Source organism: Herbiconiux oxytropis (genome assembly GCF_024979315.1).
In the GTDB taxonomy this organism is placed as follows: Bacteria; Actinomycetota; Actinomycetes; order Actinomycetales; family Microbacteriaceae; genus Herbiconiux; species Herbiconiux oxytropis.
Window position 1 is genome coordinate 270,458 of record NZ_JANLCK010000004.1, and the last position, 20,171, is coordinate 290,628.

General features: G+C 70.9%; 20 protein-coding genes and 1 tRNA gene. 11 read left to right on the top strand and 10 right to left on the bottom strand.

What is annotated here, in order from left to right; all coding sequences use genetic code 11:
• Positions 1-8: 8 nt before the first annotated feature.
• A complete protein-coding gene (locus N1028_RS09775) occupies positions 9-803 on the bottom strand; it encodes a transglutaminase-like domain-containing protein (protein WP_259527334.1) in 795 nt (264 codons plus the stop codon).
• Positions 804-884: 81 nt separating this feature from the next.
• On the opposite strand from N1028_RS09775, the gene N1028_RS09780 reads away from it, so the two are divergent.
• Positions 885-957: transfer RNA gene (locus N1028_RS09780), tRNA-Arg, on the top strand.
• A 96-nt stretch (positions 958-1,053) separates the two neighbouring features.
• Positions 1,054-1,263 carry a hypothetical protein gene (locus N1028_RS09785; RefSeq protein WP_259527343.1) on the top strand — a complete coding sequence of 70 codons (210 nt, stop codon included), beginning with the start codon at positions 1,054-1,056 and terminating at the stop codon, positions 1,261-1,263.
• On the opposite strand, the gene N1028_RS09790 is transcribed toward N1028_RS09785, so the two are convergent.
• Both N1028_RS09790 and N1028_RS09795 read right to left on the bottom strand, forming a co-directional pair.
• The gene (locus N1028_RS09790; protein WP_259527347.1) at positions 1,260-2,549 is read right to left on the bottom strand and encodes a C40 family peptidase; all 1,290 of its coding nucleotides are present in this window, start codon (positions 2,547-2,549) and stop codon (positions 1,260-1,262) included. The genes N1028_RS09785 and N1028_RS09790 overlap by 4 nt on opposite strands.
• A gap of 138 nt (positions 2,550-2,687) precedes the next feature.
• Entirely contained in the window at positions 2,688-3,422 is a 735-nt protein-coding gene (locus N1028_RS09795; protein ID WP_259527364.1) for a gamma-glutamyl-gamma-aminobutyrate hydrolase family protein, read from the bottom strand.
• Between the two features lie 96 nt (positions 3,423-3,518).
• On the opposite strand from N1028_RS09795, the gene N1028_RS09800 reads away from it, so the two are divergent.
• The 6 genes from N1028_RS09800 to N1028_RS09825 all read left to right on the top strand — a co-directional run bounded on the left by N1028_RS09800 (position 3,519) and on the right by N1028_RS09825 (position 10,626).
• Positions 3,519-5,648, top strand: coding sequence for a TPM domain-containing protein (locus tag N1028_RS09800; protein WP_259527373.1), 2,130 nt, complete (start codon positions 3,519-3,521; stop codon positions 5,646-5,648).
• Between the two features lie 60 nt (positions 5,649-5,708).
• Positions 5,709-6,452: a PspA/IM30 family protein gene (locus N1028_RS09805; RefSeq protein ID WP_259527381.1), complete on the top strand. Its 744-nt coding sequence runs from the start codon at positions 5,709-5,711 to the stop codon at positions 6,450-6,452.
• A gap of 6 nt (positions 6,453-6,458) precedes the next feature.
• Positions 6,459-7,292 carry an arginase family protein gene (locus N1028_RS09810; RefSeq protein ID WP_259527382.1) on the top strand — a complete coding sequence of 278 codons (834 nt, stop codon included), beginning with the start codon at positions 6,459-6,461 and terminating at the stop codon, positions 7,290-7,292.
• Positions 7,293-7,313: 21 nt separating this feature from the next.
• Positions 7,314-8,759 carry a dihydrolipoyl dehydrogenase family protein gene (locus tag N1028_RS09815; protein WP_259527385.1) on the top strand — a complete coding sequence of 482 codons (1,446 nt, stop codon included), beginning with the start codon at positions 7,314-7,316 and terminating at the stop codon, positions 8,757-8,759.
• Positions 8,759-9,133, top strand: a complete 375-nt coding sequence (locus tag N1028_RS09820; protein ID WP_259527396.1) for a Fe-S oxidoreductase — start codon at positions 8,759-8,761, stop codon at positions 9,131-9,133. Before N1028_RS09815 ends, N1028_RS09820 begins: the two co-directional genes overlap by 1 nt.
• Before the next feature lie 89 nt (positions 9,134-9,222).
• Positions 9,223-10,626 carry an HNH endonuclease signature motif containing protein gene (locus N1028_RS09825; protein ID WP_259527398.1) on the top strand — a complete coding sequence of 468 codons (1,404 nt, stop codon included), beginning with the start codon at positions 9,223-9,225 and terminating at the stop codon, positions 10,624-10,626.
• Positions 10,627-10,732: 106 nt separating this feature from the next.
• On the opposite strand, the gene N1028_RS09830 is transcribed toward N1028_RS09825, so the two are convergent.
• Genes N1028_RS09830 through N1028_RS09855 form a run of 6 tightly spaced genes read right to left on the bottom strand, consistent with a single transcriptional unit; the run spans position 10,733 to position 15,120 of the window.
• Positions 10,733-11,113: an SIP domain-containing protein gene (locus tag N1028_RS09830; protein ID WP_259527401.1), complete on the bottom strand. Its 381-nt coding sequence runs from the start codon at positions 11,111-11,113 to the stop codon at positions 10,733-10,735.
• Positions 11,114-11,138: 25 nt separating this feature from the next.
• Entirely contained in the window at positions 11,139-12,572 is a 1,434-nt protein-coding gene (locus tag N1028_RS09835) for an amidase (RefSeq protein WP_259527404.1), read from the bottom strand.
• A 16-nt stretch (positions 12,573-12,588) separates the two neighbouring features.
• Positions 12,589-13,179, bottom strand: a complete 591-nt coding sequence (locus tag N1028_RS09840; protein WP_259527406.1) for a GNAT family N-acetyltransferase — start codon at positions 13,177-13,179, stop codon at positions 12,589-12,591.
• 4 nt (positions 13,180-13,183) lie between these two features.
• Positions 13,184-13,876, bottom strand: a complete 693-nt coding sequence (locus N1028_RS09845; protein ID WP_259527411.1) for a uracil-DNA glycosylase — start codon at positions 13,874-13,876, stop codon at positions 13,184-13,186.
• Between the two features lie 15 nt (positions 13,877-13,891).
• Entirely contained in the window at positions 13,892-14,647 is a 756-nt protein-coding gene (locus N1028_RS09850; RefSeq protein ID WP_259527415.1) for a type 1 glutamine amidotransferase family protein, read from the bottom strand.
• Positions 14,614-15,120 carry a phosphoribosyltransferase gene (locus tag N1028_RS09855; RefSeq protein WP_259527418.1) on the bottom strand — a complete coding sequence of 169 codons (507 nt, stop codon included), beginning with the start codon at positions 15,118-15,120 and terminating at the stop codon, positions 14,614-14,616. Before N1028_RS09855 ends, N1028_RS09850 begins: the two co-directional genes overlap by 34 nt.
• On the opposite strand from N1028_RS09855, the gene N1028_RS09860 reads away from it, so the two are divergent.
• Positions 15,119-16,588 carry an MFS transporter gene (locus N1028_RS09860; RefSeq protein ID WP_259527434.1) on the top strand — a complete coding sequence of 490 codons (1,470 nt, stop codon included), beginning with the start codon at positions 15,119-15,121 and terminating at the stop codon, positions 16,586-16,588. The two genes, N1028_RS09855 and N1028_RS09860, sit on opposite strands and share 2 nt — an antisense overlap.
• On the opposite strand, the gene N1028_RS09865 is transcribed toward N1028_RS09860, so the two are convergent.
• Positions 16,560-17,330 carry an SDR family oxidoreductase gene (locus N1028_RS09865; protein WP_259527436.1) on the bottom strand — a complete coding sequence of 257 codons (771 nt, stop codon included), beginning with the start codon at positions 17,328-17,330 and terminating at the stop codon, positions 16,560-16,562. The genes N1028_RS09860 and N1028_RS09865 overlap by 29 nt on opposite strands.
• Before the next feature lie 65 nt (positions 17,331-17,395).
• On the opposite strand from N1028_RS09865, the gene N1028_RS09870 reads away from it, so the two are divergent.
• A complete protein-coding gene (locus tag N1028_RS09870; RefSeq protein ID WP_259527438.1) occupies positions 17,396-18,427 on the top strand; it encodes an acyltransferase family protein in 1,032 nt (343 codons plus the stop codon).
• Positions 18,428-18,515: 88 nt separating this feature from the next.
• The gene (locus N1028_RS09875; RefSeq protein WP_259527441.1) at positions 18,516-19,841 is read left to right on the top strand and encodes a bifunctional o-acetylhomoserine/o-acetylserine sulfhydrylase; all 1,326 of its coding nucleotides are present in this window, start codon (positions 18,516-18,518) and stop codon (positions 19,839-19,841) included.
• Positions 19,842-20,171: the final 330 nt, after the last annotated feature.

The window sequence follows — 20,171 nt, forward strand, 5'->3', positions numbered from 1 at the left end:
CCTACCGCTCACCCCAGCTGCACCAGGTCGCGCACATCGTCGGTGGGCAGCTCGTCGACGACGGCGCCGACCTCGAGCCGGTCCAGCCGCAGGAAGCCTCCGTTGTTGGTGAGGAACGCCGTGTCGGAGGCGTCGCGCCCCGTCGCGATGCGCACGAGGCTCTGCCTGGGTGCGAGGGTCGTGGCGTCGACGACCTGCCAGGCGCCGTCGATGTAGGCCTCGGCCACGGCGTGGAAGTCCATCGGCGACAGGCCGGGCGCATAGACCGAGGCGAGCCGCGCGGGCACGTCGAGCGCCCTGAGCAAGGCGATCACGAGGTGCGCGTAGTCGCGGCAGACGCCCTGGCGGAGCAGCAGGGTCTGCACCGCGCCATCGGTGGGGGCGCTCGAGCCGGGCACATAGCTCAGCTCCGAACCCACCCAGGAGCTCACGGCCTCGAGCAGATCGCGGCCGTGCAGGCCGTGGAACTCCGCCACCGCGGTCGGCAGCAGCGTGTCGGACTCGCAGTAGCGGCTCGGCCGCAGGTAGCGGATGAGGTCCATCGGTTCGACCAGGGCGGGCGCAGCACGCCCTTCGAGCTCGGCCTCGTACCGCACGGCCAGGGTGCCTGCCGGCACGTCGAATGTGTGCAGGCGAGTGCCGTGGGAGTCGAGCACCTCCTGGGCGGTGACGAGCTCGTCGCCCACCCGGAACTCCAGGAGCTCCCGGCGCGGGGCGACGCCCTCGGCGACGGCGACGGAGAAGACGACTGTGGTGGCCTTGTCGACGGTGGCCTCGATGGAGGCGAAGACGGTGCGCAGCATGATCCCGATCCTGACACGGCCGAGAGCGGGACGGTGACCAGGCGGCCGCCAAGATCCTGCTAACCTTGACGAGCACCCCGGGCCCCCATAGCTCAGGGGATAGAGCGTCTGCCTCCGGAGCAGAAGGCCGTAGGTTCAAATCCTACTGGGGGCACCTTCCCTCCATTCCGCGTCCCTCCATTACACTGTGGCCCACGCGGACCACCCATCCGCGTGACCAGGCAATCCGTCGATGGAGAAGGACCCGTTCATGCCCGCTGTAGAGACCTACCGCGCCCACAACATGTGGCACAACCGGATGCAGGGCGAGGAGATCGATCTCTCGTCCCACGTCATCCGCACCCAGGCCATCGCCGAGGGCCGCACCTGGGCCCGCACCCGGCAGTGCGACCACATCGTGCTGAAGGCCGACGGCACGATCGAGTCGGTGACGCCGTTCGCCAGAACGCCCGCGGTCTAGACCAGGCGGACGAAGTAGTAGCTGCCCCAGAGGCCGTTGGCGTGGGTCACGTAGCGGCCCCAGTCGGGCGAATGGATGACGCCGCCGTGGCCGTCGTAGATGCCGATGTGCGAGCCCGGCCAGACCACGAGGTCGCCTGGGGCCGCATCCTGAGCCGACACCCGCACGCCCATGGCCGCCTGACGGCTCACGAGCCGCGGCAGCTGGATCCCGAACTGGCCGTAGACGTACTGCGTGAGACCGTCGCAGCCGAAGCTGTCGCTCGGGTCTGCGCCGTAGCCGTAGGGCACGACGCCCACGAACTGCTCGGCGTAGTCGACGACGGCCTGGCCGCTGTAGGACTGCGAGGGCGGTGCGACGTTGACCGGGGCCGGCTCGGGCGCGGGTGCGGGAGCCGGGCCGCCGCCTCCGCCTCCGCCTGAACCCGAACCGCCCGCGTCGTCGGCGGCCTGGCGCTGACGCTCGGCCTCGGCCGCCGCTTCGGCTCGGGCCTGCTCCTCGGCGAGCTGGCGCTCCCTCTCGACCCGCACACCCTCGTTGAACTGCTCGGTCGTGAGCGCGGTGTTCTGCTTCAGAGCGTTCAGCTGCACGGTGAGCTCGGCCTCGTGCGCCTCCTGCTCGAGCAGCGCGCCCTGCACGTCGGCCTGCGCGTCGCGAGCCGACTGCAGCGAGGCGGCGGCCTCGGCGGCGAGTCCCTCGAGTCGCTGCTTCGCCACGACGGCCTGCTTGCTGAGGGAGTCCGCCGTGTTCGCGTCCTGCTCGGCCTGGTCGAACACGGTCTTGCTGGTCTCGCTGAGCTTCGACATGGCGCCGAGCTGGTAGAGGAGGTCGTCGCTGTCGTCGCCCGAGACCATGAGCTGCGAGGTGAGGTCGTTGCCGGCACTGCGGGCGAACTGGGCGGCCAGCGAGGCGGCGCGCTTGCTCGAGGTCGCGGCCTCGGCCTCCGCCTCGGTGGCCTGGGCCGCGAGGCCGTCGGCCTTGCGCTGGCCCGCCGCGAGGGCGTTCTGTGCCGACTGGTCGACCTGCCACGCGGCGTCGGCCACCGCCTGAGCAGCCTCGACCTCGGCCTGGAGACCTGCGATCAGGCCCTCGATCTCCGCGATCTGCGAGGCCTTGGCGCTCTCGTCGTTCTGCGCCGCCACCACGTCGTCCCAGCTCGGGTAGTCGGTGGCCACCGCGGGCGAGGCCACGAGCAGCGTGGCGGCGAGCACGCCGGCGGAGATCAGGGCACAGGGTCCGGCCAGTCGGCGCGGAGCGCGGAAGGCGGATGATTCGGTGCGGCGCATGGGTCTCCCCCGGTGATCGGATCTGCTGATCGTGAACACTCTCGTCACACGAGTCACAGCAACAACATCGACCACAGTAGCAACACGCCGGGCATCATGACAGCCCGAATCCTGTCGGAGGGGTTATAAGGGGGCGCCTCAGGCGGCGAGAGCGGCCGCGCGCGCGACAGACGCCAGGATCGAGACGAACTGGCCATCGGCCGCCCCCACGTCCTCGGGGTGCCACTGCACGCCCACGATCGGCAGTCGCTCGTGCTCGACGGCCTCGATGATCCCGTCGGCCGCGGTGGCGGCGATCCGGAGACCCGAGCCGAGCCGGTCGACGGCCTGGTGGTGGGCGCTGCGGGTGGCCACCCGGCGGCCGAGTCGGGCGGCGAGCACGGAGCCTGCACTCAGCTCCACGTCGTGATCGCTCATCACGCGATGCACCGGCACGCTCTCGTGGCGGTGCGATGAGCCGTCGCCGAGATCCTGCAGGAGCGTGCCGCCGAGCGCCACGTTGATGATCTGATGGCCCCGGCAGATGCCGACGAGCGGGGTGGAGCGCTCGACCGCGCGGCGCACGAGAGCGAGCTGCGCCTCGTCGGCGTGCTCGAGGTGCAGCCCCTCGCGAGCGTAGCCTCGGGCGGCACCGTAGTACTCGGGCGCGATGTCCTCACCGCCGAGCACCACGAGGGCGTCGGATCCGTCGGTGCGCCGGAGCACCCCGTGCTCACCCTCCACGGCCGCTTCGACCACATCGACGTCCCAGCCCGCCCGGGCGGCATCGCGTGCTGCGCGCTCGAGCAGGAGCTTCGAGTACGCCCCGTACTCGGGTGCGTGGGGCCGCTCGCGCGTCACGACGACGACGCTGAGACGGGTTCCGGTGGGCACACGACCATCCTTCCGGCCCGACGCCACCTGCGCATCCGCCCGCGTCATGAAGAGAAACATGGCGACGACACCCCACCCCCTCCTAGAATCTGGGCAATGAGAGTCCCGCACCGCACCCGCCGAGCGGCCACTCGCCGCCCGTTGTCCGCCGTCTTCGCCGCAGCCGCCGCAGCGGTCGCCGCCACGGCCCTCCTCGTCGTCCCCGGGGCACTGCTCGCTCCCCCGTCGGCCCACGCCGGAGACCCCGTCTCGTTCGACGGCCGCTACGTCGTCGACGAGACCGGCGTCCTCGGATCCGATGAGGGCGAGGTGCAGGATGCCGTGCAGCAGCTCGCCACCGAGCAGGGCGTCAACCTCTTCGTGGTCTTCACCGACAGCTTCGAGAACCCGTCCGACCGGGGGGCCTGGACCGACGAGGTCGCGTCGACCAACCAGTTCGGCACCAACGACGTGCTGCTGGCGGTGGCGGTCGACGATCGTCTCTACCAGCTCTCGGTCGACGGCGGATTCGCGCTCGACGACGATCAGCTCGAGCGGATCGAGACCGAGGACATCATCCCGGCGCTCCGGGTCGACGACTGGGCCGGCGCGGCCGTGGCCGCCGCAGAAGGGATCGATCGCGAGCTCGGCGGATCCGGGGGCGAGGGCGCCGTGACGCCCGGCGGCATCCCTGCGGCGGTCTTCTGGGTCGTCGCGCTGGTCGTGATCGTGCTCGTCGCCGCCCTGGTGATCGCCCTCGTGGTGCGTCGTCGACGCAAGATCGACTCGTCGGTCTCGGCCCAGGCGGCCGAGGCCGGGCCGAGTCTGAAGGAGCTCGAGCAGCGGGTGGGCGCCGTGCTCGTCGACCTCGACGATGCCGTGACCTCGAGCGAGGAGGAGCTCGGTTTCGCCGTGGCGCAGTTCGGCACCGAGGCCACCGCCGCCTACACCCAGGTGCTCGCCGCGGTGAAGAAGAAGCGCAGCGAGGCCTTCGCGCTCAAGCAGCGCCTCGACGACGCCGAGCCCGACACCGACGAGGAGCGCCGCACCTGGTCGGAGCAGATCATCGCGATGTGCGACGAGGCCTCCGACGAGCTCGACGCCCAGGTCGACTCCTTCGCCGCGCTCCGCGAGGTCGAGCGCGATCCGCTCTCCGCCCACACCGCGGCCGCCGCCGAGCTCGCGGCGCTCTCGGCCGAGACCACCGAGGCGAAGACCAGGGCCGCGCGGCTCTCAGAGCGCTACGACGCCCACGCGCTGCAGTCGCTCGACGGCAGCGTGCCGCAGCTCGAGGGCCTGCGCGTGCTCGCCGAGAACGCTCTCGCGGCGGCCCGCACCGAGATCGACGCCGGTCGCACCGCGGAAGCCGCCCTCGGCATCCGCGCCGCCCGTCAGGCGGTGGGCCAGTCGCGCACGATCGTGGCGGCGATCGCCTCGCTCGAGTCCGAGCTCGACCAGGCCGCAGGAACGCTCGCCGCAGTCGTCGCGGACGCCGAACGGGACATCGCGGAGGCCGCGCGCCTTCAGGCCGCGGGCCAGGCCCAGCCCCAGCTGGCCTCCCTCGCCCAGACCGTGAGCGTCGAGCTCGACCGCGCCCGCGGCATCGGGGCGCGCGATCCGCTCACGGCCCGTGCCGCCCTCGAGGCTGCCGACGCGCCCCTCGACGCCGCCCTCGCCTCCGTGCGCGACGAGCAGGAGCGAGCCGCGCGCCTCATCGTGCAGCGCGACCGCGCCATCGCCACCGCGCAGAACGAGGTCGGGCAGGCTCAGAGCTTCCTGCAGACCAGGCGTGGCGCGGTGGGTCCGGATGCCCGAACGCGGCTCTCCGAGGCGCAGCGCCACCTCGACCAGTCGCTCGCGCTCGCCACGACCGACCCCGAGGCGTCGCTCCGCGAGGCCACGACGGCGTCGCAGCTCGCGAGCCGGGCGACCTCGTCGGCTCGGCTCGACGTCTCCAGCACGCTCGACAACTACAGCAACTACGGCACGTCGTACGACGGCGGCGGGCGAGGAGACGACAGCTACGACGGCGGCCTGCTCGGAGGCATCCTCGGCGGCCTCCTCGGCGGAGACGGCGGCGGCAGCAGCTGGTCCGGCGGATCCAGCGGCGGCTGGGGTGGCGGGAGCCGCGGAGGCGGCTACAGCAGCCGATCCTCGAGTCGGCGCAGCTCGAGCTCGAGCTCGGGCTCGCGGCGTTCCAGCGGCGGCCGCTCGTCCGGCCGGCGCGGCGGCGGAGGCCGTTTCTGACCCTCGCGGCACCGGCCGCTTCCCACTCCATCACCTGAACCAGAACAGAAGGAGAACACGATGTCCAACAAGCAGTCGATCTTCGGCCGCATCGCGCAGCTCGCGAAGGCCAACATCAACGCCCTCATCGACCAGGCCGAGGATCCGCAGCTCATGCTCGACCAGCTCGTGCGCGACTACACCACCAACATCGCCGACGCCGAGAGCGCGATCGCCCAGACCATCGGCAACCTCCGCCTGCTCGAGGACGACCACCGGGAAGACGTCGCCGCTGCCGCCGACTGGGGCCGCAAAGCCCTTGCCGCGAGCACGAAGGCCGACGAGTTCCGCGCGGCGGGGAGCGCGGCAGACGCCGACAAGTTCGACGCCCTGGCGAAGGTGGCCCTCACCCGCCAGCTGCAGTCCGAGAACGAGGCGAAGGACGCCGAGCCCTCGATCGCGTCGCAGACCGAGTCTGTCGAGAAGCTCAAGTCGGGTCTCGCCGCCATGAAGGAGAAGCTCAACCAGCTGAAGACCCGCCGCGACAGCCTCGTGGCCCGCGCCAAGACCGCGGAGGCCCAGGGCAAGGTGCAGGATGCGCTGAAGAACATCAACGTGCTCGACCCCACGAGCGACCTCGGCCGCTTCGAGGACAAGATCCGCCGCGAGGAGGCCCGGGTGCGAGGCCAGGAGGAGCTCAACGCCTCGAGCCTCGACTCCCAGTTCGAGAGCCTCGAGGACCTCGGCGAGCTCACCGAGGTGGAGGCCCGGCTCGCGGCGCTCAAAGCGGGCTCCGGCCAGAAGACCGTCACCGACGGCCAGTAGTCGGCGGTGAGCGCGCACTTCGTCGTCGTCCCGGCCTGGCAGGGCTCCGGCTCGAGCCGCGCCATGCGGCTGATCGACGGCGCCGACGCCATCCGGGGCGACCTGCCGGCGGCCTCCACCACGGTGGTGGGGGTGCCGGGGGGCGCGGGCGAGTCCCTCGGCACGGGCGTGCACCGCTACTCCTCCATCGCGCAGATCGCCGAGTCGGTCGCGGCCGCCCTCGAGGAGCTGCCCGCGACGGACGCCCTCCCGATCACCGTGGGGGGCGACTGCGGAGTCGAGTTCGCGGCCATCCGGCATGCCCTCTCCCGCCATCCGGACACGGTGGTGGTGTGGTTCGATGCGCATCCGGATCTCAACACCCCCGAGTCGTCGCCCTCCGGCGCCTTCCACGGCATGGTCGTGCGCACGCTCCTCGGCGGCGGCCCGGCGGAGCTCGCCCCCGAGCCTCTGCTCGAACCGGGCAGGCTTGTGCTCGCGGGCACGAGGTCGCTCGACGACGCCGAGGCCGACCATGTCGCCGAGGCCGGGATCGTGCTGCTCCCGCCCGCCCGGCTCGCCACCCCGGAGGCGCTCGTGGCCGCCGTGCGGGCCACGGGGGCGACCTCGGTCTACCTGCACGTGGACCTCGACGTGATCGATCCCGCCGAGATCACCGGGGTGGCGTTCCCCGAGCCGTTCGGCGTGCGCGTCGCCGAGCTCACCGAGGCGATCCGCGCGGTGCGCGCGGAGTTCCATCTCGTAGGCGCCGGGATCACCGAGTTCGCGCCCGCGGACCCTTCGGCGGCGGTCGACGACCTGCCCGCCATCTTGCGCATCGTCTCAGCCCTCGTACGCTGAGCAACCGGAACAGGAGCCCACATGAGCAGCGAATACGACGTCATCGTGATCGGAGCCGGGGCGGTGGGCGAGAACGTCGCCGATCGGGCCGTGCAGGGCGGCCTCACCGTCGCCCTCGTGGAGGCGGAGCTCGTGGGCGGAGAGTGCTCCTACTGGGCCTGCATGCCCTCGAAGGCTCTTCTCCGAAGCGGGGAGGCCGTGCGCGCGGCTCAGCGGGTCGGTGGCGCCTCGGCCGCCGTCACGGGCGACCTCGATGTGCAGGCCGTGCTGAAGCGCCGTGACTCGTTCACGAGCGAGTGGAACGACTCCGGCCAGGTCGAGTGGGTGCAGGGCGCCGGCATCGACCTCGTGCGCGGCCACGCCGTGTTCACCGGCCCCAGGGAGCTGAGGGTCACCGCGGAGAGCGGGGCCGAGAGCATCCTGCGGGCGCGCCACGCCGTCGTGGTCTCGACGGGTTCGACGGCTCTGCTGCCGGATGTGCCCGGCCTCGCCGACGCGGCGCCCTGGACGAGCCGCGAGGCCACGAGCGCCCAGACGATCCCGGCCCGCCTCACGATCGTCGGCGGAGGGGTCGTCGCTGCCGAGATGGCCACGGCCTACGCCACCCTCGGCGCAGCCGTCGACCTCGTCTCGCGCGGCACCCTGCTCGCCGGTCAGGAGCCCTTCGCGGGAGAGATCGTCGCCGCGTCGCTCGAGGAGCTCGGCGTGACGCTGCACCTCGATCACTCCCCCGCCTCGGTCGAGCGCGGTGCCGACGGCGTCGTGCGCACGACGCTCGACGACGGCTCGGTGCTCGAGGCCGAAGAGATCCTCGTGGCCACGGGGCGGCTCCCCCGCACGGGCGATCTCGGGCTCGAGACCATCGGGCTCACGCCGGGCGACTGGCTCGACACCGACGACAGCCTGCGCGTGCTCGGCTCCGACGGCCGGCCCTTCGACGGCGGCTGGCTCTACGCCACCGGCGACGTCAACCACCGGGCCCTGCTCACGCATCAGGGCAAGTACCAGGCGCGTGCGGCGGGCGACGCGATCGCGGCCCGGGCCGCCGGCGACGAGGTGCACGATGCTCCCTGGGGGCGGCACGCCGCCACAGCCGACCACCGCTCGGTGCCGCAGGTCACGTTCACGGATCCGCCCGTCGCCTCGGTCGGCCTCACCGCTAAGGCGGCCGAGAAGGCCGGCCTCCGCACCCGCGTGGTGGACTACGAGATCGGCAGCGTCGCGGGCGCGAGCGTGCACAGCGACGGCTACACCGGCACCGCGCGCATGGTCGTCGACGAAGATCGGCAGGTGATCGTGGGCGTGACCTTCGTGGGGCCCGACGTGCAGGAGCTCCTGCACTCCGCCACCGTGGCCGTGGTGGGCGAGGTGCCGCTGTCACGGCTCTGGCACGCGGTGCCCTCCTACCCCACCATCAGCGAGGTCTGGCTGCGGCTCCTCGAGGGCTACGGCCGGCAGAGCGCCTGATGGAGCGCGTGCGAGCCGTGCTCTACGCCGCGCCCGTGGCGAGGGCCGGTTACCTCTACGCCACGGGGGTCGGCCTCGTGCTCGGCACCCTCTTCGGCACCGGGAGGTTGCGCCGGGTGGACGGCCTGTTCGTGGCCACCGGGATGCCGCGCTGGGCTTTCCGCAAGGGTGGCACGTGCGTGGGCGGGGTCTACCTCACCGACACGAACGACGCCCCCCACGTGCTCCGGCACGAGGCCGTGCACCGGCAGCAGTGGAAGCAGTACGGGATGGTGTTCCCCCTGCTCTACGCCTTGGCCGGAACGAATCCGCTCACCAACCACTTCGAGATCGAGGCGGGACTCGAGGACGGCAACTACCTGCCGCGGCGCTAGGTAGCTTGCCTCTTCTCTGAACCGCCGCACGACGCCCACCCGCGCAAAATAAACGAGCTTTGATCAGGTATTTCTGATAGAATCTCAGCATGCTGACAGCCGCTCGACTCCGAGAGATTGCGGACGACCTTCGGGTCGTCGCGCGGGAGATCGGCGCGGGGCTGGCCGGGGTTGGTGATGACGAGCTGCTTGAAGTCATGGGGGCGATCGAGGGGGTCGGGCGGGTCGTCGGGGCCGTGCAGGTGCGGGTTGCCGGGGAAGTCGGGGTGCGTTCGCGGCGGGAGCTCGGCGACGAGGGGCTGAGCCGGGCGCAGAACTTCACGAGTGCGGTCAAGCTCGTCGCGAGCGTCACCGGGGCGTCAGCACACGAGTGCAAGGTGCGGCTCGAGATCGGGCGGAAGCTCCGCGGGGCCGTGCTTCTGGGTGGCGGGGAGGGGCCGGCGCCGTTCCCGCTCGTGACGCAAGGGCTCGACGAGGGCGCGCTTGGGGTCGAGACGGCTTCGGTCATCGTTCGGCACTGCGGCGCACTTATGGAGCGCGGGTGCTCCCCCGACCTCGTGGCACGTGCCGAGCAGACGCTCGTCGACGAGACCGTCGCGCTTCGGCTGACTGCAGATCAGACGGCCAAGCTCGCCATCCGCCTGCGCGAGGTCATCGACCCCGACGGTGCTGAGCCTCGGGACGAGGTGCACCGGCTGCAGCGCTCGCTCACCATCGCGCAGGCTCACGACGGCATGATCCGCGGGCGGTTCGCGCTCACGCCCGAGCAAGGCGGGGTCTGGCTGGCGAGCATCCAGGCGATGCAGAGCCCGCGCGTGATCGGTTCTTCGGCCGGCGGACCGCGGTTCGTCAGCGACTCCGAGTTCGTGGCGCAGACCGCCACCGCCGACACCCGCACGCAGGTGCAGAAGAACGCTGACACCGTCACCGAACTCATCGCACGTGCCGCCGGAGCTCCCGACATGCCCCACATCAACGGCGCCACCACCACGGTCAACGTGCACATCTCACTCGACGACCTCGAGGCGGGGCGCGGGGTCGGCTGGATCGACGGCATCGACGAACCCGTCCCCGCCTCCACCGTGGCGCAGCTGCGCTGCCACTCCCCCGTCGCCGCCACCCTCTTCGGCGATCGGGGCGAGGTGCTCCACCACGGCAAGTCGAAACGGCTCTTCACGGCGGCCCAGAACCGGGCCCTCGCGGCGCGGGACGGCGGGTGCGTGTGGCCGGATTGCGATCGGCCTCCGTCGTTCTGCGAGACGCATCATGCGGACGAATGGGTCTCCGACGATCATCCACCGGGGCGCACCGACATCGACAACGGGGTGCTGCTCTGCCACTTCCACCACAGCCACCTGCACCGGTCGGCCTGGAAGCTCGTGATGCTCGGAGGGGTGCCGCACATCGTGCCGCCTCGATGGGTCGACATCGAGCAGGTGCCGATCCCCACCAGCCGCCGACGCACGCGCGGACCACGGCACGAAGCTGCCTGAGCGAAGCCCCGCTGCCCGAGGGCCCCGATCGCGCGCTCCCGGTGGAGGCTGGGTCCAACGCCACCCCTGCCACGTCACACGACGGCGAGGCCCGGCCACACGAAGCCTAGCGCTCGAGAAGAGCCGCGTCCCCCGTGAACCAGACGCACATCTCGTCGCCGTCGAGCTCGGCGTCGCCGGTCGACATCTCACCCATCCAGGCCGAGACGGCGCGCTGCACAGCCTGACCGGGAGCGCAGGCGAGGCCCGAGCCCATCGGGCCGGTGCGCACGTCGCGCGGGAGCCAGGTGACGGTCACGCGCTCGGGCGTGGCGATCGGGTCGATGTCGGCGGCGCTCGGCACCTCGACGAACACCTGCCCGCGGGCCTTCTCCCCGAGGAGGGCGACGACCGTGCGGATCGACTCGAGGTCGGCTTCGGTGCCGGCGATGAGCACGCGGCCGGTGGCGCGGGAGACGTCGGTGGCGTCGGAGGCGATCGTGAACATTGAAGTCAGTATAGGCATACCTAACTTAGGATTGCCACACCTCAGGATGCACGTGCTCCCAGCGCAGCCGGCGCTCGAGCTGGCGGCCCAGTGCGAACAGCGTCGCCTCCCCGCCTGGGCGTCCGATGAGCTGCGCGCCCATCGGCAGTCCGCCCTCCGTGCGGTGCACGGGCAAGGTGATGGCGGGCAGCCCGCTCACGTTCACGAACGACGTGAACGGCGTGTACTGCACCTGCTGTGCGAAGTTGTGCTCGCCGTCCTCCTGGTCGTACCAGCCCACCGGCCGGGGTGTCAGCGCGAGGGTGGGCGTGAGCACGGCGTCGAACCGATCGAACTGGTGGATTATGGAACGCTCGAAGGCGCTGAGGGTGGCGAGCGCCGATGCCAACTGCGATGCGGGCACCGCGCGGCCCCGGTGCATGAGCCAGCGCGTGAGCGGCTCGAGGAGGTGTTCGGTGGAGTCGTCGGCGGGGATGAGTGAAGCACCCACCTGCCAGATGGTGCGGAACGCCCCGGGGTACTCGGGAGCGGGCTCGAGGGAGAACTCCTCCATGCCGTGCCCGAGCTCGACGAGTCCGTCCCGCGCCACAGCCAGGGCCGCGCGCGCCTCGGGCGACACCGTGATGTCGTAGTCGGTCTGCCAGGGCGAGTCCGTCGTGAGCCCGATCTGGAAGCGGCCCTCGCCGCGCACCGCCGCGCCGAGGTACTGCCCGTCGTCGTACTCGGGAGCGCGCAGCGCGAAGTGGTGCCGGATGCGCCCGCCCCGCCGGGCGATCATGCCGTCCAGCAGCAGGGCGGCATCCGTCACCGACCGGGCGATCGGCCCGCCCACCCCGAGGCCGGCGAGGGAGTCGATGCCCGATTGGGCCGGCACGAGGCCGCGCGAGGGCTTCAGTCCCACCAGGCCGCACGCGGCAGCGGGGATGCGGATCGATCCGCCACCGTCGGAGCCGGGAGCGAACGGCAGCAGGCCGGCGGCCACGGCCACGGCTGCTCCCCCGCTCGACCCACCCGCACCGAGTGCGGTGTCGTACGGGTCACGCGCCGGTGGGGCGACGAGGTTCTCGGTGTAGCTCGGAAGGCCGAACTCCGGGGTCGCGGTCTTGCCGAGACTCACGGTTCCCGCGGCGTCGAGCTGCTGCGCGATCTCGTCGCTGGACTCCGGCACGAACTGCTCGAACAGCCGGGAGCCGAACGTCGTGCGCACACCGGCACGGCGGGTCAGATCCTTGTCGGCCGAGGGCAGCCCCCACAGCGGCGCCGTGCGGTCCTCCGACGTGTCGAGCGCATGGGCCCGCCTGCGCGCCCGCTCGGCGGTGACCGTGTGGAACGCTCCGAGCTCGCCGTCGAGCCGCTCGATCCGCTCGAGGTAGTGCTCGGTCACCTCCAGCACGCCGAGGTCGCCGCGCTGCAGCAGGCGGTACTGCTCGAGGGCGCTGAGGTCGTGGATCTCGGTCATGCTCTCGTCCCGCCTCCTACTTCAGCGACTTCTGCAGCAGCACCGTGCCGAGCCAGTGCCCGAACTTGAAGCCGACTCGGCCGAGGCGCCCGACCTCCTTGAAACCGAAGCCCTCGTGCAGTCGGATGGAGGCATCCGCACCCTGGTCGGCGATCACCGCGAGCATCTCCTTGATTCCGGCCTGCTTCGAGCGGTCGATGAGCTCCTTCAGCAGCGCCTTGCCGAGGCCCTTGCCCGTGGCGGCGGGCCCCAGGTAGATCGAGTTCTCGACCGTCCGACGGTAAGCGGCCTTCTGCTTCCAGGCCGAGACGTAGGCGAAGCCGAGGATGGTACCGGCAGGAGATTCGGCCACGAGGAAGGGGTAGTCGAACTTGCGGGTCCAGGTGAACTTCTGCCGCCACTCCTTGAGGGTCATCGCGTCTTCGTCGAACGTGACGACGGTGTTGGCGACGTAGTGGTTGTAGATCTCGCGCACGTACGGCAGATCGGTCTCCACGGCGTCGCGGATGGAGAACTCGAACGGCACCTCGAGCGGCGGCTTCTCGGTGGGGGCCGGCCGGAGCTTCCTCGGCAGAGTGCGACGCGGCTGGTACTCCTCTTCCAACATCCGTTCAGCCTACGCGCCAGTCCACGGGATCCGCGCCCTGCTCGGCCAGCAGCGCGTTCGCCCGACTGAACGGCTTCGATCCGAAGAAGCCGCGCCTGGCCGACAGCGGGCTCGGATGCGCCGAGACGATCGAGGGCACATCGCCGAGCAGCGGCACGAGACCCGCGGCGTCGCGCCCCCAGAGGATCGCGACGAGGGGACCACCGCGGGCGGCGAGGACCTCGATGGCGTGGCCCGTCACCTCCTCCCACCCCTTTCCCCGGTGCGAGCCCGCGACCCCCGGGGTCACCGTCAGCACGCGGTTCAAGAGCATCACGCCGTACGCGCCCCAGGCCGAGAGGTCGCCGTGGTCGGAGGGCGGGATGCCGAGGTCGTCGTCGAGTTCGCGATAGATGTTGCCGAGACTCCGCGGCACGGGCCGCACCTCGCGGGCGGTCGCGAACGAGAGTCCGATCGGGTGCCCGGGGGTCGGATACGGATCCTGCCCCACGATGAGCACCCGCACGCCCGCGAGCGGAGCGCGGAACGCCCGCAGCACATTCTCCCCGGCAGGGAGGTAGCCACGGCCGGAGGCGTTCTCGGCGCGGAGGAAGTCGCCGAGCGCCGCGATCCGCTCAGCGACGGGGGCGAGCGCCTCGGCCCAGCCGGGGTCGATGGCGCCGGAGCGAGCGAGCTCGGGAAGGGACAGGGGTGACACGACGGTGGGATCGCCTCAGGAGGCGCCGGCCGTGGAGACGCGCACGCTGCCGGAGTCGGGCGTGATCTTCCAGACCGAACCGCGGCCGAGCACCTGGAGCGGACCCTCGCCGATCACGAGAGCGGTGTGCTCGTCGATGGCGACTCCCCCGTCGACCACGCCGGCCTCCGTGGCCGCGATCAGGCGCGACACCGAGCCCCACTGCGCCGCGTGCACGTCGACCGCGAGGTCGATCAGGCCGATGCCGGGGGCCACAGTGAGCTGTTCGAGGTCTTCGGCCGCCTCCTCGGCGCCGATCTCGACGGTATCGATCTTCCAGCCGCCCACGACGGCCTTCTCGGCCGCGATCGCGGCTCCCGCGGAGAACCCCAGGTAGGGCACCCCGGAGGCCACGAGCCGCCTGAGCTCGCCGAACGAAGGCTCGAGCGAGGCGCGGTAGGCGGGCGTCAGGCCACCCCAGACGACGATGCCGTCGACCTCGGCGAACGACGCGGGCTCGATGGGCGTTCCCTCGGGCGCAAGCACGGCGACCGCATCGATCTTGCCCAGATGCTCGAACGCGGTCACGAGTTCGGCGAACCGCTCGGGGCCGTCGCCATCGCGCACGAGCACGATCGCGAGCCGAGCGCCCTCGATCTTGCCGGCCGCCTCGGCGTGCGCCGCGAGCTCCTCGAAGAACGGACGGTAGACGGCGCCGTCGTCCTCCATCGGCCAGCCGCCGCCGACGAGGTGGATGCTCACGACGCGCTCACGGGAGGGTGCGCCGACCACGGGAACACGATCCAGCGGTCGGTCGTCTTCCAGTGGAAGTCCGGTGCGATCACGGAGCGCGGCTTGATGAACAGGGTGGCCGACTTCACCGTGATGTCGACCTTCTCGAGCAGCTCCACCACGAGAGCGAGGGTGCGGCCCGAGTCGGCGACGTCGTCGACGAGCAGCACGTTCTTGCCGATCAGGGGCTCGTTGTCGAGCAGGGGCGGCAGGATGATCGGCTCGGGCAGTGTCTCCTCCACGTCGGAGTAGAACTCGACGTTGAGGCTGCCGCAGCTCTTCACCCCGAGCGCGTAGGCGAGGGCGCCGCCCGGGATGAGCCCGCCGCGCGCGATGGCGATCACGAAATCGGGCTCGAAGCCGGACTCGACGATGTCCTGCGCGAGAGCCCGGGAGGCCTCGCCGAACTCGAGCCAGCCGAGCACCTCCCGTTCCGGTGTCGCGGTGTCCTGGAGGTCTACGCTCGGTTCCATGCAGGTCAGGCTACCGGACGCGTCGCGCTCCGCGATCGGGGTCACCGCCTCGCTCATCGGGTTCCTCTTCCTCGTCGAGATCACGAGCGGCATCATCCAGGGCTTCTACGTGCCGCTGATCCCGGATCTGGTCGAGCACCTCGGCATCCGCGATGCCGACTTCAACTGGTTCGAGGCGGCGCAGCTGCTGCTCTCGGCCATCGTCGTGCCCGTGCTCGCGAAGCTCGGCGACATGGTCGGCCACAAGCGCATCCTGCTCATCTCGACCGTGCTCACGGCGGCCGCGAGCTGGTGGCTGGTCGTGGCGGGCGACTTCACGTCGTTCCTCATCGCGTGGGCGCTCCAGGGCTTCTACGTGGTGTGGCTGCCGCTCGAGGTGGCGCTGATCTTCGATCGCGGCCGCCGCACCGGCCGGGCCGCGTCGCAGACCAGGCGGGCGGCGGGCCTGCTCGTGGTCGCGCTCGAGGCCGGAGCCATCATCGGGGCGCTCTCCAGCGGCCAGATCTTCTCCGCCGTGGGCGAGAACGTGCCGCTCACGATGATGCTCCCGGCCGTCGCCGTGACGCTCGTGTTCTTCGCGATCCTGTTCGGGGTGCCCGAGTCGACGCCGAGCACGGGGCGACGGCTCGACCTGGTGGGGTTCACCATCCTCACCCTCGGCCTCCTGCTCGTGACGAGCGGGCTCACCTTCCTGCGCATCAACGGGCCCGAGACCTGGTGGGTGTGGGCGCTCATCGCCGTGGGTGTGCTGTCGTTCCTGCCGTTCGGCGCCTACGAGCTCCGGCAGAAGGATCCGGCCATCGACATCCGGATGCTCGCCAAGCCGCAGATGTGGCCCGTGCAGCTCACCGCGGGCCTCGTGGGCATCAGCCTGCTCGGCGCGCAGGCTCCGCTGGCCACCTTCGCGGGCACCGATCCCGTCAACGGGTACGGGCTCGGGCTCCCGGCCTCGTCGATCTCCTACCTCATCGGCGCCTACCTGATCTCGATGATCGTGGGCGCCCTGCTGTTCCCGCTCGTCTCCCAGCGCACGAGTCCGCGGGTGGCGATGATCGTGGCGACCGTGCTCGTGGCCGTCGGCTACGGGCTGTTCCTGCCCTTCCACACCGAGACCTGGCAGGTGTTCGCGAACATGGCGATCGCCGGTCTCGGATCGGGTGCCCTCGTGGGAGCCCTCCCCGCAGCCGCCGCGGCCGCCGCCCCCGAGGGGCGCACGGGCATCGCCGCGGGCCTCACGAACACCACCAAGACGATCGGCGGATCGTTCGCCTCGGCGGTGTTCGCGCTCGTGCTGCTGCACGGCGCCGCCAGCGCGGTCACCGCGACGGCGTCGAGCCTCAGCGGCTACCTCGTGGTCTGGTCGATCTGCGCGGGCGGCGCGCTCGTGGCAGCCGTGCTCCTCTTCTTCGTGCCGAAGCTCGCCTTCGCCGACCCCACGGTCACCCCTTCACCTTCAGCTCGCCCCTAGCAACCTTGTAGGGGGCCGACTGGGCGACGGGCTTGATCACCACGAGATCGAGGCTGATGTGCGGTGGCAGCTCGAGCATCGCGACCATCGTGGCGGCCACGTCGTCGGCGGTCAGCGGATCGGGGACGTTCGCGTAGACGGAGTCGGCGCGATCCTGGTCGCCCTTGAACCGGTTGAGCGAGAACTCTTCGGTGTGCACCATGCCGGGGGCGATCTCCAGCACGCGGATCGGCTCGCCCGAGAGCTCGAGCCGCAGCACGTCGAGCATGGCGTGCTCGGCGAACTTGGCGGCGTTGTAGCCGCCACCACCCTCGTAGGGCGTGTGGCCGGCGATCGAGGTGACGGTGAGGATGTCGGCCGAGCCGCCCGGCTCGACCGAGGCCCGCAGGAGGGGCAGGAGGGCCTGGGTGACCTGCTGCACGGCGATGACGTTGATCTCGTACATCCAGCGCCAGTCGTCGGCGGAGCCGCCCTCGACCGGATCGAGCCCCATGGCCCCGCCGGCGTTGTTGACGAGGGTCGAGACGCCGCCCGTGGCCTCGAGGAGATCGCGGAGGGCCACGATGTCCTCCGGCTTCGTGAGGTCGGCCACGAAGTACGACGCGCCCGTCTCCTCGGCGAGCTGCTTGAGGCGGTCCTCCCGGCGGGCGACTCCCACCACGTCCCACCCGTGCGCGCGCAACAACCGCACGGCCGCCGCCCCGATCCCCGAACTGGCCCCTGTGACAACCGCGCGCTTCATCTTCAGTCCTTCCGTGGCCGGGGCCGTCCCGGCCCCATCGACACCATCAAAGGTAGTCTGGAACCGTGCCGCCCCCAGCTCAGCGGGTTCCGCTCTGGGACAACGCCCGATTCGTCGCCATCACGCTCGTCGTGGCGGGGCACGCCATCCTCAAGCTCATCTCGGAGTCCGACGTCTCCTACGGCGTCTACCTCTTCATCTACGCCTTCCACGTGCCGGTGTTCGTGGCGGTGGCCGGCTACTTCGCGAAGTCGGACGCGCCGGGACCTGCGCAGTTGAAGCGCCTCGTCACCGACCTCGTGCTGCCGTACCTGATCTTCGAGGCCATCTGGACCGGCATCCACTGGATCCTCGACGGCCGGCCACGGATCGACTTCGTGAGCCCGTCGTGGACCCTGTGGTTCCTGCTCGCCCTCATCCTGTGGCGGGTCGTGCTCCCCTACCTCGCGCTCCTGCGCTTCCCGCTCGTGATCTCGGTGATCGTCTCGGTCGCGAGCGGCTACCTGCCCGCCCTCGGAGGCGTGCTCGCCCTCGACCGGGCCCTCGGGCTGCTGCCGTTCTTCGTGCTCGGCTGGAAGCTCCGACAGCTCCCGCTCGCCGACCTCTGGCTGCGCGCGTCGACGCGCGTGGTCTGGGGTGTGCGGGCCGTGTCGATCGGCCTGTTCACCGCTCTCGCCCTGGTGATCGCGAGCGACATGGGGTTCTGGCGCGACGTGAAGATCCGTCGTGTGCTGCTGTTCCAGGAGGCGTACCCGTCGTTCGGCTACGACGAGTGGTGGGCCGGAGGCCTGAGGCTCGCCGCCATCGTCGTCGCCGGTGTCCTCGTGATCGCGTTCCTCACGCTCATCCCCCGCCGCGGCACCTGGTTCTCCCCGCTCGGCCAGGCCACGATGTACGTCTACCTGCTGCACAGCTTCGTGCTCTACCCGCTGCGGGAGTCGGGCTGGCTCGACGGGGTGCTGCCGTGGTGGGTGCTGCCGGCCATGATCGTGTTCAGCGTGCTGGTCGCCGTGGGGCTCTCCCAGCCCCTCGTGCGGAAGATCTTCCGGCCGCTCGTGGAGCCCCGGGCCGAATGGCTGTTCCGGCGGTCCGCGTAAGGTTACGCCGAGCGTCGGGCGTCGTTGCGCGCGTGGACCCCGCGACCGTACGCTTCCAGCAGTTCCGATCCGACCTTTGGAGACCTCCATGACCGACAACGCTGCGAACTGGAAGTTCGAGACCAAGCAGATCCACACCGGCGCGCAGCCGGACCCCACCACCAACGCCCGCGCGACGCCGATCTACCAGACCACCTCGTACGTCTTCAACAACGCCGACCACGCGAAGAACCTCTTCGCCCTCGCGGAGTTCGGCAACATCTACACGCGCATCCACAACCCCACGCAGGACGTCGTGGAGCAGCGCGTTGCCGCGCTCGAGGGCGGGACAGCAGCGCTGCTGGTCGCCTCGGGCCAGGCCGCTGAGACCTTCGCCGTGCTCAACATCGCCCAGGCCGGCGACCACATCGTCTCGTCGTCGTCGATCTACGGCGGCACCTACAACCTCTTCAAGTACACGCTCGCGAAGCTCGGCATCGAGACCACGTTCGTGGAGGACCAGGACGACGCCGAAGAGTGGCGCCGGGCCGTGCGCCCCAACACGAAGCTCTTCTTCGCCGAGACCATCGGCAACCCCAAGATCAACATCCTCGACATCGGGCTCGTCTCCACCGTCGCCCACGAGTCGGGCGTGCCGCTCATCGTCGACAACACGATCGCGACCCCCTACCTCATCCGCCCGCTCGAGCACGGCGCCGACATCGTGGTGCACTCGGCCACGAAGTTCCTCGGCGGCCACGGCACCGTCATCGGCGGCATCATCGTCGACGGCGGAAAGTTCGAGTGGTCGAAGAACGTCGAGAAGTTCCCCGGCCTCACCGAGCCCGACCCGTCCTACCACGGGGTCAGCTACACCGGTGCCCTGGGCGACCCCATCGCCTACGTCATCAAGGCGCGTGTGCAGCTCCTCCGCGACCTCGGTGCCGCGATCGCCCCGGCCAGCGCCTGGCAGCTCATCCAGGGCATCGAGACGCTCTCGCTCCGGATCGAGCGTCACGTGCAGAACGCCCAGGAGATCGCGGAGTGGCTCGACAACCACGACGACGTCGCGACCGTGTACTACGCGGGGCTCCCCTCGAGCCCCTGGTACGCGGCAGCGAACAAGTACGCCCCGAAGGGCGTCGGCGCCGTGCTGTCGTTCGAGCTCAAGGGCGGCGTGGATGCGGGACGCACCTTCGTGGAGAGCCTCTCGCTCTTCAGCCACCTCGCCAACATCGGCGACGTGCGCTCCCTCGTCATCCACCCCGCCTCCACCACCCACAGCCAGCTCACCCCCGAGCAGCAGCTCACCGCGGGCGTCACCCCCGGCCTCGTGCGCCTCTCGGTGGGCCTCGAGAACATCGACGACCTCAAGGCCGATCTGGAGAGCGGCCTCGCAGCCGCCCGCGACGTGGTCCGGGCCAACGCTGTGTGATCTACCGCGCCGCCGCCTCTGCGGCGCGGGCGACATGTGAGGCCGTCGTCGTTCCGCGTCGCTTCGCGGCGCGGCCCGGCGACGGTCTCACTCCGGGTACAGGAGAAGGGCCCCTTGCGTAACATTCGGCAAGGGGCCTTCCCCATGCGCAAGACTTCCTTCGAGGCCGCCCGCGATGGTCCCACCCCAGGTCCCCTCGCAAGGAGCCCCACCCCAGGTCCCCTCGCAAGGAGCCCTACCCCAGGTCCCCTCGCAAGGGGCCCTACCCACCCGACCCAGAGCGGCACGGTTGCCGCGAAGCGCCGCGCAGCGACGCGTAGCGACAGCCGC

Coding starts and splice junctions, on each gene's coding strand:
- N1028_RS09775 (WP_259527334.1), bottom strand. CDS start 803: ATGCTGCGCACCGTCTTCGCCTCCATCGAGGCCACCGTCGACAAGGCC.
- N1028_RS09785 (WP_259527343.1), top strand. CDS start 1,054: ATGCCCGCTGTAGAGACCTACCGCGCCCACAACATGTGGCACAACCGG.
- N1028_RS09790 (WP_259527347.1), bottom strand. CDS start 2,549: ATGCGCCGCACCGAATCATCCGCCTTCCGCGCTCCGCGCCGACTGGCC.
- N1028_RS09800 (WP_259527373.1), top strand. CDS start 3,519: ATGAGAGTCCCGCACCGCACCCGCCGAGCGGCCACTCGCCGCCCGTTG.
- N1028_RS09805 (WP_259527381.1), top strand. CDS start 5,709: ATGTCCAACAAGCAGTCGATCTTCGGCCGCATCGCGCAGCTCGCGAAG.
- N1028_RS09815 (WP_259527385.1), top strand. CDS start 7,314: ATGAGCAGCGAATACGACGTCATCGTGATCGGAGCCGGGGCGGTGGGC.
- N1028_RS09820 (WP_259527396.1), top strand. CDS start 8,759: ATGGAGCGCGTGCGAGCCGTGCTCTACGCCGCGCCCGTGGCGAGGGCC.
- N1028_RS09825 (WP_259527398.1), top strand. CDS start 9,223: ATGCTGACAGCCGCTCGACTCCGAGAGATTGCGGACGACCTTCGGGTC.
- N1028_RS09830 (WP_259527401.1), bottom strand. CDS start 11,113: ATGTTCACGATCGCCTCCGACGCCACCGACGTCTCCCGCGCCACCGGC.
- N1028_RS09835 (WP_259527404.1), bottom strand. CDS start 12,572: ATGACCGAGATCCACGACCTCAGCGCCCTCGAGCAGTACCGCCTGCTG.
- N1028_RS09840 (WP_259527406.1), bottom strand. CDS start 13,179: ATGTTGGAAGAGGAGTACCAGCCGCGTCGCACTCTGCCGAGGAAGCTC.
- N1028_RS09860 (WP_259527434.1), top strand. CDS start 15,119: ATGCAGGTCAGGCTACCGGACGCGTCGCGCTCCGCGATCGGGGTCACC.
- N1028_RS09855 (WP_259527418.1), bottom strand. CDS start 15,120: ATGGAACCGAGCGTAGACCTCCAGGACACCGCGACACCGGAACGGGAG.
- N1028_RS09865 (WP_259527436.1), bottom strand. CDS start 17,330: ATGAAGCGCGCGGTTGTCACAGGGGCCAGTTCGGGGATCGGGGCGGCG.
- N1028_RS09875 (WP_259527441.1), top strand. CDS start 18,516: ATGACCGACAACGCTGCGAACTGGAAGTTCGAGACCAAGCAGATCCAC.